The following is a 13918-nucleotide window of genomic DNA, read 5'->3' as shown; positions in this document are numbered from 1 at the left end:
TATATGGATATCAATTTCCCTCTGATATTAGTGTTGCTGGTATTCGGCACAGGCCTGATTTATTTGGTGGATGTGCTGGTGCTCTTACCCAGACGTAGGTTGGCAGTGGAGCAATATCGAACAACGGTAAAAGCTGAAGACCAGGAAGTGGTGGCTGGCTTGCAAAAAGAGCCAGTAGGGATTGAAACCGCCAAATCTGTATTTCCTGTATTATTTATCGTATTGGTATTACGTTCATTTTTATATGAACCATTCCAAATCCCCTCTGGTTCGATGAAGCCTACGCTGGATATTGGCGACTTTATACTCGTCAATAAGTTCGCTTATGGTATTCGGCTGCCAGTCATTGGTACTAAGGTAATTGAGGTTGGAGATCCTCAACGTGGTGATGTCATGGTGTTTATTAAACCAGGCGATGATATCAATTTTATCAAGCGGGTTATTGGATTGCCTGGTGATACCATTAAGTATAAAGATAAAAAGCTTTATATTAATGGTGAGCAGATTGAAGAACAATTTATTACTAGGCGCACGGATGTTGGAGCGAGTGGTCCATATAAAGAGTTTAAGGTATTTGAAGAATCAATAGCCGAAAATAAACATACTATTCGTAGAGCCTTGGTTGCTCCCTCAAAAAATGGAGAAGAGGGCGAATGGGTAGTGCCTAAGGGACACTATTTTGTCATGGGGGATAACCGGGATAATAGCAACGATAGCCGTTTTTGGAAGTTTGTCCCTGATGAGAACATAGTGGGTAAAGCCGTGGCTATTTGGATGCACTGGCCAAAATGGACGCAATTACCTAGTTTTAAGCATAATGGAGCTATTAATTAGCTTTGGTAAGTGGCTGATAATTTGATAACTAATAAGAAACATTAAGAGGCTATTGGGCAATGAAACTTAAAAAATCGCAGTTGGGCTTAACTGCATTTGGTTGGTTTTTGGCATTGTGTGTAGGTGGTTTTATTGTTGTAACAGTAATGAAATTAGCACCTATATATATCGATAATTATGCTGTACAAAAAGTGTTTAACTCGTTGGATGAACGGCCAGGTATTGCCAAAGCGAGCCCTAGAAAGGTGAGGGACTATATTTCAAAAGGCTTTACGACCAATATGATTCGTGATTTTAATGCCAAAGATGTTGTCATAAAAAAAGAAAGTGGCTTTCTTTCTGCCACGCTTAAATATGAAAAGCGAGAACACTTAGTCAAAAATATCGATATAGTTTTAACTTTTGAAAATAGTTGGAAAATCAAAGCCGAGTGAAAAAAGTAAACCAATCATTATTTCGTAAGCTAGGATATAGCTTTGAAGATGAAAGTCTGCTCCTGTTGGCATTAACCCATAGGAGCTATGCAGGTGGAAATAATGAACGCCTGGAGTTTTTAGGGGATTCGATAGTTAACTTTATTATTGCAGAAGCACTTTATCAGCAGTTCCCTCAAGCCAAAGAAGGCCAGCTTAGCCGATTAAGAGCTAAGCTGGTGCGTGGTGCCACACTAGCAAAAATCGCCAAAGAGTTTGATTTAGGTGACTACTTACGGTTAGGTTCTGGTGAATTAAAAAGTGGTGGCTTTCGCCGTGAGTCCATTTTAGCGGATGCACTCGAGGCACTGATAGGGGCAATTTATCTTGATAATGGACTTGAGGCTTGTCGGGAGCGAGTATTAGCCTGGTTTGCTTCGCGCTTGGAAAAGCTTTCACTGGATGATACCCAAAAAGACCCCAAAACCCGGTTACAGGAATATTTGCAAGCTAAACAGTTGGCTTTGCCTGTTTATGAGGTAGTGGATGTTAAAGGTGATGCTCATGATCAAACCTTTACCATTGAGTGTGTAGTAGCTGGTTTAATGGAGAAAACCCAGGGGGTTGGCTCTAGCCGTCGGGGAGCTGAGCAAGAAGCCGCTCGTCGAGCATTGCAACAGTTAGGAGTAGATAGCAGTGGTAACTAATCAGAGTTCAAACTCAGAACAGAATTTACACTGTGGTTTCGTTGCAATAGTGGGTCGGCCTAATGTTGGCAAGTCTACTTTGTTGAATCAAGTACTAGGGCAAAAGCTTAGTATTACTTCTAAAAAGCCCCAAACCACGCGACATCAAATTTTGGGGATTAAAACAGAAACAACTACCCAGGCTATTTACGTTGATACTCCAGGCCTACATCTTTCCAATAAAAAAGCTTTAAACCGTTATATGAATAAGGCCGCTAGCACGGCTTTACAAGGAGTTGATGTAGTAGTATTTGTGGTGGATCGTACTGGCTGGACAGAAGAAGACCAGCTAGTGTTGGATAAAGTCTGTCATCTTAATTGCCCAGTGATTTTAGCGGTTAATAAAGTTGATCAGTTAAAAGATAAGTCAGCGTTATTGCCACACTTGGCAGAGTTAAATAAAAAAATGTCGTTTGCTGACATTATTCCTATTTCTGCGGAAACAGGAATGAATGTCGATCGGCTCGAGCAATTAGTAGGCAGCTATTTACCTCAAAGTCATCATTTTTATGATGAAGACCAAATTACCGATCGTAGTTCTAGGTTTTTAGCAGCAGAAATTGTTAGAGAAAAAATCATGCGTCAGCTGGGTGATGAAGTGCCCTATCAAATTACTGTTGAGATAGAGCAGTTTCAAGTTGAGTCCCGGTTAATTACTATCAGCGCTTTGATTTTGGTAGAAAAGTCTGGCCAAAAAGCTATTGTAATAGGCAAAAAAGGTGAGCAGATTAAAATCATAGGCCGTGATGCCAGAGTTGATATGGAAAAGCTCTTTGATAATAAGGTTATGTTAAACTTATGGGTCAAAGTGAAGAGTGGTTGGTCTGATGATGAGAGAGCGCTAAATAGCTTAGGTTATACAACCGATTAGTTACTTGACTTCATACCTTTCTATGAATGTGTCTGACGATGGGTATGTATTGCATACCCGCCCCTTTCAAGATAATAAGACAATTGTTGTAGTAATTACCAGTCAGTGTGGACTACAACGAGTTGTTTTTCAAACAAGTAGAAACTCAAGAAAGCAAACAGGAATCACAAGTTTTTTACAACCATTTCAATCACTTTGGCTAACCTGGAAAGGCAGTCATGAATTAAAAACAGGGAAAGCCGTAGAAGTTTGTGGCGAACGTTACCAGCTATCGGGAAAATTATTGTACTGCGGTCTTTACTTGAATGAGTTGCTGGTAAGATTGTTGTTAACTGAAGAAAATTCATCCCGATTATTCAATCTATATCAGTTTACGCTGACTGCTTTGCAAAATGATCCTCTGCAAGTTGAAGTATATCTTCGACAGTTTGAGTTTACATTGTTGGCTGAATTAGGTTATTGCGTTGTATTTGATTGTGATGCTAATGGTGGTTTAATTAACCCAACTGCCAACTATACTTTCCTGCCTGATCAGGGGTTTTGTGTTCAAGAGCAGTCTCCTGATTCTTGTTATCTGTTTGCAGGTAAAGACTTATTAGTATTATCTCAGATGCCATGGGTAAATGGGCATTGGAATAATCAGTCGTATTTTAGCCCACACGAATCCCATATTGAATGGACTAAGCAGTTAAAAGGAGTAGCCAAACATATTACCAGAATGGCATTAGCACCTCATTTAGGTAATAAACCATTGATGAGTAGAGCGCTGTTTTTCAAGCAAAAATAACATTTGCTTATTCTGTGCCTTCATGTTTTCGTTGCCAATCTAATAGCTGCTCAATTTGCTCAACTAGTTCCTCCATTGCTCCAGCCACTTTACGCCTTTCTTCTTTATTTTTTTCAGAAGCTTTTAAAATGGTTTCCATATTGTTGCAAGCTCTACGGAGGAGGGGAACACCACAATAACGAGTAGCACCATGTAATTTATGAACTACTTCCAATAGTCTGGGCCACTGCTTATTTCGATATAACGCTCTAATTTGTTCTTGTTCATTCTTTAAATTGTCAAAGAGCATAGATAACATATCGTTGGCTAGGTCTTCTTTACCGCCAGCTAACTTTACCCCTTCTGTTAAGTCAACTACTTTAGTTTCTGGTTCAGCCTGGGGATCATCATTTAGGTAGTCATTGCCTTTTATTGGGGCAACATGTAAGCCAGTCCACTTTTTTATAATATGCTGCAACTGATTTTCATTGATAGGCTTGGTCATATAGTCATCCATACCTGCCAGTAACAATTGCTTTTTTTCTTCTGCAAGGGCGTGGGCTGTCAATGCGATTATGGGAATACGTCGTTCAGATAGTTCTCTTTCTCTTACTCGGCGAGTAGTCTCCAGGCCATCCATATGAGGCATTTGAACATCCATAAAAATAAGATCAAAGTGGTATTGTTTAGTTTTAATAATCGCTTTTGTACCAGAGTCTACTGCTGTTACTTTCGCGCCAAGATCTTCCAATAAAGCAGTGACTAGACGTAAGTTGGCAGGGTTGTCATCAACAGCTAATATATGGGGTTGGCGGGTAATTGCTTGATTAATACGGCGAGCAATATTGCTTTGGTTACCATGGGGTACTTTACTCTTTTCTAATAATAAATAAGAAAGTGCCCGATATAATCGATTGTGGCAAAGGGGCTTAACAATACAAAGGGCATTATTATGCTGATCTAATATGTTGTTAATTGATTCTTCTTTATTAGTGTGGGCTAGAATTACCAAATATTGCTTATTTTCCTGAGCAGCTTTAATTAAGAATCTAATTTTTTCTAAATCCAAATATGAAGGATGATGGCTGACAACCAGAACATCATAGGTTTTCCCCTGGGCTTTGGCCTCTTGAGTTTTTTCTGCTAAACAGGCTTCATTAGCACAACTATCGACATTTAAATCATATTCTGAGAGTAAATGAGCAATTGCTTGTCTGGCCAGGTCATGGTGTTCCAGTACCAATACATGGGTGTTAGAAAAAGCAGGAAAGTGTTCTTTTAACGTTGGCTCATTAGCTTTAGGTACTGTTAGGGTAAACCAAAAAGTGGAGCCCTTACCTAATTCACTTTCTACGCCTACTTCTCCCGACATTTGTTGGGCAAGTCGTTTAGAAATAACCAAACCAAGTCCGGTACCACCGATATTACGAGTAGTAGAGGTATCAGCTTGAGAAAAGGCTTTAAATAGTTCCTTTTGTTGTTTGCTGGAAAGACCAATGCCAGTATCAGTAACGCTGATTTTAATAGTTACCAAATTATCTTTTTCGTCTTCAAGCATGGCTCTGACGACAATGGAACCATCATTGGTGAACTTAATGGCATTACTCACCAGATTAGTCAGAATCTGTTTTAGTCGAAGAGGGTCTCCCATGAGATGAATAGGAGTGTCAGAGTAAATTAATGGAATCAGCTCCAATGACTTGTCATGAGCACTGGGAGCTAAAATGGTTAACACTTCTTCAATGCTTTCCCGTAAATTAATTGGAATGCTCTCAAGCTCAAGTTTTCCAGCTTCAATTTTTGAAAAATCCAGTACATCATTAATGATTGATAGAAGTCCTTCTGAAGACTTTTGAATTGTGCTGAGGTACTCAAATTGTCGTTCATTCAGCTTGGATCGTAGTAATAAGTTAGTGAAGCCAATGATACCATTCAGTGGTGTTCTAATTTCATGGCTCATATTAGCCAGAAATTCCGATTTTATTCGACTGGCTTCCAGTGCCTCTTTGCGAGCCATGTCTAACTCAATATTTTGGATTTCGATAGTCTCTAATGTTTCCTGTAGGTCTTTGGTTGATTGCTCGATATTATGTTGCATCTCCAATTGACCACGCTGGAGTGAAGCCACCATTGCATTAATACCTGTTTCCAGCGCCCTCATTTCACCACCAGTATTAGTATTAATACGAGTATCCAGATTACCCTGGCGCATATGGTTAACAGCACTGATAATTTTCATTAGCGGGCCAGTAATGTTGTGGCCCATTTTTAGTGCTAAAAATAGGTTGATCAAAACACCAGAAAGGATGAGTAATCCACTGGCAAGGATGGTTTGATATTTTTTAATTTCAGTATTGCTTCGGGAGAATTCTGCAATCAACCAACCCAATAAAACCTTTTCGCTACTACTGCTGATAGCCGGCCCATGATTAATTGAAGGTGAATTTGGTTTGGCATAGATAGGGGTGCTAATCAGTAATGATTGTTTATGTAAGGTATGAAAAGGCCGAGTGAGAAAGTAATTTTGCTGATTACCCTTAAACTGAATTTTGGGGCCAGCATGGGCAAGGGATACTTTTGTATGAGAATACAGGCTGACTGCTCTGACATCATTTTTTTCTAGTGCAGAATTGGCAATTTCTTGAATAAGACTCAGGTTACCCAAAGATAAAGTGTGTTCTGTAATAGGTGTCAGTTGCTGAATAGTGGTTTGACTACGCTCTAGTAGTAAGGCATCTAAGTCATTGATTCGGGCTAAGGTAAAGAAAGTGCCTAGGATCAGTGAGATACTAATAGTTGGAATTAAAGCAAGTGCCAAAACACGGCTCTTGATACCTTGCTGCTTTAGCATAATGAGTTCTTTACCTTTAGCGGGATCAATACTACACCTGAGTATGACAAATCAGTATAATAAACCAGCTTCTTATGTTTAACAGATGTAACTATATAGTTTTTCAATATTAACGGTTCTTCTGCAGACAGCTTATTATCGGAGAAGTTATTAAACGTAAACTGTTGATAAAGAGGATAAAGCATGGCGGTAAATTATCCCACCATTGAGTCACTCGTTGGTAATACGCCCTTAGTTCGTTTGCAGCGAATAACAGGTAATACCACTAGTAATAATGTACTCGTTAAATTGGAGGGAAACAATCCAGCAGGCTCAGTCAAAGACCGCCCTGCGTTGATGATGATTAATGAGGCAGAACGGCAGGGAGTAATAAAACCAGGTGATACGTTGATTGAAGCAACCAGTGGTAATACAGGCATAGCGTTGGCCATGGCAGCGGCCATTAAAGGTTATCGAATGGTTTTAATTATGCCTGATAACATGAGTGAAGAGCGACGGGCTGCGATGACGGCTTATGGTGCTGAGCTGGTTAGGGTTAGTCCAGAACAAGGAATGGAAGGTGCTCGAGATTTAGCCGATCAAATGGAGCGTGATGGCAAGGGTTTGGTGCTGAATCAGTTTGCTAATAAAGCTAATCCTTTAGCTCATTATCAAGGGACTGGCCCAGAACTGTGGAAGCAAACCCAAGGGGAAATAACTCACTTTATCAGTTCTATGGGAACTACTGGCACTATTATGGGCGCATCACGTTATTTAAAAGAACAAAATCCAGCAGTCCAGATTATCGGCTTACAGCCAGCTGAAGGGTCCAGTATTCCTGGTATTCGGCGGTGGCCAAAAGCCTATTTACCCACTATTTTTGAACCAGAACGTGTTGATGTGGTGATGGATATTACTCAGCAGGAAGCAGAAGTCACTATGCGTAAACTTGCTCGGGAAGAAGGTATCTTCTGTGGTGTATCATCTGGTGGAGCAGTGGCAGCGGCACTTAAAATTGCTCAACAAGTAGAAAATGCAACGATTGTTGCCATTATTTGTGATCGGGGTGATCGATATTTATCAACTGGTGTATTTGGCGCAGACAAACCATAAACTACTTAAATACTAGTGCTGCAGCAATATTCTCGTAGCTATTGGTCAGTGGTTGCGAGGAGCACGAAATTATCACACGGATATTTGACATTCCCTGCCTGTGGAGCGAGTGTCTACTGATTGTAAATCAGCTACTTCGCAAACTTCTACTCGTTGTTTAGTCAAAATTATTAAAAAATAAGTTAAAATGGCAGGTTGTAATACTTAACGTATAGATTGTTGTATTTGTACAGCACTAGCACTGCTGTTTGTAGTCTTATAAGCAGGTAGCATTTAAATGGAAACAACAAGGGTGGTAAAAATTAATCAAGTGCATTAGGGTTTTGACCTATATTGCCACTAGTTATAATAACTGATTTTAGATGACTTATGCTGAGGTTAGGTTGTCTGTTAAAGGTTTCTTAATTGCGCGGTTGTTTTTCGTTTAAATGACTTTAAATGGTGCGCTCTTGAAAGTTAAGTAAGCTAGAAAACTAGCAGAATAGATCAGTGGATCACTCATGGTTAAAGTACGTGAAGAACACCCAATACATGAAGATGGTTCTGTCAATATTGATGCATGGCTATCTCAATTCAGCCAAGATGCCAATATTAAAGAAATAGATCAGGTTAGGCTGGCTTGTAGCATTAGTATGCAGGCGGAACTAGAAGCCAGTTCCGAAAAAAATATTTGGGTTGAAGGGACTAGTAGCTTTCGTACTGGGTTGGAAATGGCACAAATTCTTGCTGAACTAAACCTGGATCAAGAAAGCCTGATTGCTGCCATTCTTTATCGTGGTGTTAGAGAGCACAAATTACCGCTTAAAAAGGTTAAAGAGCAGTTTGGCAACCGTGTAGCCAAGCTTATCGAAGGTGTGTTAGGCATGGCAGCAATTAGTTCTTTGCAAATGCATAACCGCAATAAAGTTCTAGGGCAGGAACATGGCCAGCTGGATAAAGTTCGGAAAATGCTGGTATCTGTCATTGATGATGTAAGAGTTGCCTTAATTAAATTAGCTGAGCGTACTTGTGCAATCAGAGCAATTAAGCCGGCTGATAAGGAAAAGCGGCGGCGAGTAGCACAAGAAGTATTTAATATTTATGCTCCTTTAGCCCATCGGCTTGGGATTGGTTATATTAAGTGGGAGCTAGAGGATTTATCTTTTCGTTACCTTAAGCCTCAAGATTACAAAAAAATTGCCAGATTATTAGATGAGAGACGAGTTGATCGTGAACAGTATATTGCTGATGCAATAAAAACACTAAAGGATTCTTTAACAGAAGCGGGTATTGAATCTGATATTACAGGGCGAGCAAAACACATTTATAGTATTTGGCGCAAAATGCGCCGTAAAGGTATTGAGTTTAGAGAAGTCTATGATGTCAGGGCAGTAAGGGTATTAGTTCCTGAAGTGAGAGACTGTTATGCCACACTAGGTATTATCCATTCCTTATGGAAACATATCCCTAAAGAATTTGATGATTATATTGCTACGCCAAAGGAAAATGGTTATCGGTCATTACATACGGCAGTTATTGGGCCTGAAGGAAAAAACCTCGAAGTACAAATCCGTACCTATAAAATGCACGAAGAAGCAGAAAAAGGCGTTTGTGCACACTGGCTTTATAAAGGTACGGATATAAATTCAGTTCGTGACAGTTATGAAGAAAAAATTACATGGCTAAGGCAGGTACTTGAGTGGCATGAAGAAATTGGCGACATGGAAAACCTTGCCGATCAATTACGTGCTGATATTGAACCTGACCGAATTTATGTTTTTACCAAGGATGGTCATGTAGTTGATTTGTCTATGGGAGCTACTCCTATTGATTTTGCTTTTCGGATCCATACTGAAGTGGGCAATACCTGTCGTGGAGCTAAAGTAGGTGGGCGAATTGTGCCACTGAATCATACCTTGAAAACGGGAGATCAGGTTGAAATTTTAACAGGTCCAGGTGCCACGCCGAGCAGGGATTGGTTAAACCCAAATTTAGGTTATGTAACTACATCAAGAGCAAGGGCCAAAATTACTCACTGGTTTAAAGAGCAAGATCGTGAGCATAATATTGTAGCGGGTCGGGCACACTTAGAGCGTGAACTTAAACGGTTAGCCCTGCAAATTGACGATTATGACGAACTTGCTAAAGTGGTTAACTATCAAACCGCAGATGATATGTATGCAGCGGTGGGTGCTGGTGACTTAAAACAAAACCATGTCATTAATGCTGCCCAGCAACTGGTAGAACCCAAAGATGTTAAAGAGTTTGAGTTTAAAACACGCCCTAGTCAGTATAGTAAAGTTGCTGATAGTGACGTTGTTGTCAGTGGTGTTGGTAATTTACTGACCCAAATGGCTGGTTGCTGTCATCCGTTACCAGGAGATGATATTGTTGGGTATATAACCGTAGGGCGTGGAGTCACAATACATCGTCAGGATTGTCCTACAGCATTACAGCTTCAAGAAAAAGAGCCTGAGCGCTTTATTGAAGTAGATTGGGTGAGTGAACAGGTTAATATTTATCCTGTTAACGTCTTGATAAAAGCTTACGACCGGTCAGGCCTATTGCGCGACATTACAATTGTTTTAGCCAATGAAAAAGTTAATGTTTTAGCAGTGAATACTCAGTCAGATAAGGATGATAACCTAGCTGTGATGAAACTTACCATTGAGGTGAGTAGTATACAGGCATTAGGGCGAGTATTAGCCAAAATTAATCAAGTGTCCAATGTTATTGAAGTGGTTAGGGATAAACAGCATTAGTATTAATAAAATTCACCTCTAGTCTGATTTTTTATGAAGTATACAACTGAAGATTTATTATATTTGATGGAACGGTTGCGTGATCCGGACATTGGCTGTCCTTGGGATATTAAACAAAGCTATCGGACAATTGTTCCTCATACCATTGAAGAAGCTTATGAAGTTGCAGATGCGATTGCTAAGCAGGATTTTCCGCATTTAGAAGAAGAGCTAGGTGACTTGCTTTTTCAAGTCATTTTTTATGCTCAGCTTGCGAAAGAAGAAAGTCGTTTTGATTTTGCTGACATCGTTAATCAGTTAGTAGAAAAATTAATTCGACGGCATCCACATGTTTTCCCTGAGGGAACATTAGCATCTAAACGTCAGCCTGAAGATGAAATCAGTGAAAAACAAATAGCAGCAAATTGGGAAAAAATTAAAACGTTAGAAAAACAAAAGCAAGGAAAGTTAGTAAAAAATAACCCAGTGCAGCATTTTATCAGTGAAGTACCAGCGGGATTGCCTGCCTTAACTAAGGCGCTTAAATTGCAAAAACAAGCAGCAAAAGTTGGCTTTGATTGGAGCAACATTAAATTAGTGGTTGCCAAATTGAAGGAAGAGTTAACTGAGTTGGAAACCGAACTGGAAGTAGATAATCAGCAAAATATCGAAGCAGAATTAGGTGACTTACTTTTTTGTTGTGTAAACTTAGCTCGACATCTTAAAGTTAACCCAGAACAAGCATTAGAGCAAACCAATCAAAAGTTTATTGAACGGTTTAATTGGATAGAGAAACAATTAATCGAACAAAATAAAACACTAATGGAAGCAACACTAAGTGAAATGGATTGGCTGTGGAATCAAGCAAAACAAAATAATCAAAGCTAATGACATACTTTAATATGTATCAACGACTGTATAAGTGAGTAATATATAGGAGATTTGAATGAATGATTCACAGGCTGCACTGTGGAGTGATGTTCATTTACTGGGTGAATTTCTTGGTCAAACGATAAAAGACGACTTAGGTGAAGAATTTCTAGGCAAAGTTGAGTGGATTAGACGGCTTTCAAAATCAGAGCGGGCAGGAGGAACGCCTGACCACCTAGCGTTAGTTGAAGCTCTACAGCAGTTAAGTGATGATGAGTTGCTACCACTGGCTCGTGCATTTAGTCAGTTTCTTAATTTAGCTAATATTGCAGAGCAATACCATACTATCTCACCTTTTTATCGAGACGATAACATTCAAGCTAACCCCATTAACGCATTATTACAAAAACTAAAATCTCAGCCGCTAAATAAATTGGTTATTACTGAGGCCATTGAGCAAATGGCGATTGAGCTGGTGTTAACTGCTCACCCCACAGAAGTCACCCGTCGTACATTAATCAAAAAGCATGAAGCGATTGCGGATTGTTTGGCTGAAAAAGATCAGGGAGGGGATACGGTTAAACAGGAGAAAATCCACAACCGACTAGCCCAGTTGATTAGCCAAGCTTGGCACACTAATGAAATTCGTCAACACCGTCCAACCCCGGTGGATGAGGCAAAATGGGGCTTTGCTACCATTGAGAACTCCTTGTGGTCAGCTGTGCCAGCTTTTTGTAGGGTACTAACGACAGAGTTGGAAAAGGTTCTGGGTATCAATCTATCGAAGCAGGTAATACCCATTCGGGTTGCATCTTGGATGGGAGGAGATAGAGATGGCAACCCTAATGTCACAGCCAAAGTGACAGCTGAGGTATTACTGTTATCTCGCTGGATGGCTGCCGATTTGTATTTAAGAGATATCCAGATATTAATTGATGAGCTATCAATGGCCATTTGTAGTGAGCCATTACGTGCTAAAGTAGATGCAGTTAATGAGCCTTATCGAGCTTTATTAAAACAACTAAAGCAGCGGTTAAAAGCCACTTTGTTGTGGGCTGAACAGTCATTATCTGAGCCAGTTACACCTAGTAATAATGTTTTGCTTGATGATCAGGCATTAATTGAGCCACTAGCACTTTGTTATCAATCATTAGTTGATTGTGGCATGGAAACAATCGCTAATGGTCCAATATTAGATACCTTGTATCGAGCCCACTGCTTTGGTTTGCATTTAGTTAAATTAGATATTCGCCAGGAAGCCGGTCGGCATACTGCGGCAATTGCTGAGATTGTTAATTATTTGGAGCTGGGGAATTATGCTGAATGGAATGAACAACAAAAGCAACGGTTTTTGCTTCAAGAATTAGCCAGCAAAAGGCCGTTAATTCCATCAAAATGGCGGCCCTCTGCTGAAACTCAGGAGTTACTCGATACCTGTCGAGTAATTGCCCGACAGCCTGCAACGGCAATGGGTAGCTATGTTATTTCGATGGCTAGTCAACCTTCTGATGTACTTGCTGTATTGCTCTTGCTGAAAGCAACGGATGTTGAATATAAAATTCCTGTAGTGCCCTTGTTTGAAACCCTTGCTGATCTGGATCAGGCGGCTGAAATTATTGACCGGTTGTTAAGTGTTGAGTGGTATCAGCAATATATCAATGGTTATCAGCAGGTGATGATTGGTTATTCTGATTCTGCAAAAGATGCTGGTTTTTTAGCTGCTGCCTGGGCTCAATACCAAGCACAGGAAAAATTAGTGCAAGTGGCCAATAAACATAATGTTCAATTGGTACTTTTTCATGGTAGGGGCGGTTCAATTGGACGCGGTGGTGGTCCAGCCCATGCGGCGATATTATCTCAACCCCCGGGCTCACTTGATCATGGGATGCGGGTAACTGAACAAGGAGAGATGATTCGTTTTAAGTTTGGTTTACCAGATGTCGCCGTAAGAAGTATGGTGCTTTATTGGTGTGCAGCAATTGAAGCGAAACTGCTACCACCACCAGTGCCCACTAATAACTGGCGAGGCACCATGGCGAAAATTGCTAATCAGTCATTAACAGTTTATCGGCAAACCGTGAAAGAAACACCAGACTTCGTCCATTATTTTCGTGCTGCTACTCCAGAGCAAGAGCTGGGCAAATTACCCTTGGGTAGCCGTCCTGCAAAAAGAAGACAAGAAGGGGGGATTGAAAGTTTGCGTGCTATTCCCTGGATTTTTGCTTGGACCCAAAACCGCTTAATGCTACCTTCCTGGCTTGGAGCAGGTGAAGCACTGGAATCTATATTAACTGAGTCTGGTAGTAACTCTCTAACAGAAATGATGTCACAATGGCCCTTTTTTCGAGCCAAGATCAATATGCTGGAAATGGTTTTGGCAAAGGCTGATTTAACTTTGGCTGCACACTATGATGAACGACTAGTACCTGCTTCTTTGAAACCATTGGGTTTTCAGTTGCAACAGCAGTTGGCGCATACAGTCTCGATGGTTAAACAACTTACTGGGTCAGAGACTTTGTTGGCGGATGAGCCTTGGGTGCAGCAGTCAATCGCACTAAGAAATCCTTATACGGATCCTCTAAATGTACTACAGGTTGAGTTACTCTATCGAGCGAGAAATAATCCTGAGTTGGTTACTGACCTGATTGAGCAGGCATTAATGGTAACTATTACTGGAATAGCTGCGGGAATGAGAAATACGGGTTGATAAATATCAACTAACTGCTGCTATTCTTAATGAGGACTGTTAGGGGGA

10 protein-coding genes are annotated in these 13918 nt (G+C 40.3%); 9 read left to right on the top strand and 1 reads right to left on the bottom strand.

From position 1 onward, the window contains the following. The first annotated feature begins 9 nt into the window (after positions 1–9). Genes lepB through recO form a run of 5 tightly spaced genes read left to right on the top strand, consistent with a single transcriptional unit; the run spans position 10 to position 3651 of the window. Positions 10–834 (top strand): signal peptidase I, encoded by an 825-nt coding sequence (gene lepB, locus G4Y78_RS22025; protein WP_408022103.1) that lies wholly within the window; start codon positions 10–12, stop codon positions 832–834. A gap of 59 nt (positions 835–893) precedes the next feature. Then, a complete protein-coding gene (locus G4Y78_RS22020; protein WP_163835045.1) occupies positions 894–1268 on the top strand; it encodes a DUF4845 domain-containing protein in 375 nt (124 codons plus the stop codon). Next, a complete protein-coding gene (gene rnc / locus G4Y78_RS22015) occupies positions 1265–1954 on the top strand; it encodes a ribonuclease III (RefSeq protein WP_163835044.1) in 690 nt (229 codons plus the stop codon). The genes G4Y78_RS22020 and rnc overlap by 4 nt, the downstream gene beginning before the upstream one ends. Beyond that, a complete protein-coding gene (gene era, locus G4Y78_RS22010) occupies positions 1944–2864 on the top strand; it encodes a GTPase Era (RefSeq protein ID WP_163835043.1) in 921 nt (306 codons plus the stop codon). Before rnc ends, era begins: the two co-directional genes overlap by 11 nt. A gap of 22 nt (positions 2865–2886) precedes the next feature. Further along, positions 2887–3651, top strand: coding sequence for a DNA repair protein RecO (gene recO, locus G4Y78_RS22005; RefSeq protein ID WP_163835042.1), 765 nt, complete (start codon positions 2887–2889; stop codon positions 3649–3651). Positions 3652–3658: 7 nt separating this feature from the next. Here the strand turns inward: recO and G4Y78_RS22000 are convergent, their stop codons facing one another. After that, the gene (locus tag G4Y78_RS22000) at positions 3659–6481 is read right to left on the bottom strand and encodes a response regulator (protein ID WP_163835041.1); all 2823 of its coding nucleotides are present in this window, start codon (positions 6479–6481) and stop codon (positions 3659–3661) included. Positions 6482–6664: 183 nt separating this feature from the next. Here G4Y78_RS22000 and cysM point away from each other — a divergent pair, with 183 nt between their 5' ends. The 4 genes from cysM (at position 6665) to ppc (ending at position 13870) form a co-directional block, all read left to right on the top strand. Further along, positions 6665–7573 carry a cysteine synthase CysM gene (gene cysM / locus G4Y78_RS21995; RefSeq protein WP_163835040.1) on the top strand — a complete coding sequence of 303 codons (909 nt, stop codon included), beginning with the start codon at positions 6665–6667 and terminating at the stop codon, positions 7571–7573. Positions 7574–8073: 500 nt separating this feature from the next. Further along, positions 8074–10314, top strand: coding sequence for a GTP diphosphokinase (relA, locus tag G4Y78_RS21990; protein WP_163835039.1), 2241 nt, complete (start codon positions 8074–8076; stop codon positions 10312–10314). Between the two features lie 33 nt (positions 10315–10347). Continuing rightward, positions 10348–11181, top strand: coding sequence for a nucleoside triphosphate pyrophosphohydrolase (gene mazG / locus G4Y78_RS21985; RefSeq protein WP_163835038.1), 834 nt, complete (start codon positions 10348–10350; stop codon positions 11179–11181). 58 nt (positions 11182–11239) lie between these two features. Continuing rightward, on the top strand, positions 11240–13870 hold the full coding sequence (gene ppc / locus G4Y78_RS21980) for a phosphoenolpyruvate carboxylase (protein ID WP_163835037.1): 2631 nt from the start codon (positions 11240–11242) through the stop codon (positions 13868–13870). Positions 13871–13918: the final 48 nt, after the last annotated feature.

It is taken from the genome of Spartinivicinus ruber, assembly GCF_011009015.1.
Lineage (GTDB): Bacteria > Pseudomonadota > Gammaproteobacteria > Pseudomonadales > Zooshikellaceae > Spartinivicinus > Spartinivicinus ruber.
The sequence above is the reverse complement of the archived record's forward strand: the minus strand, read 5'-3'. Positions and strand labels throughout refer to the sequence as shown.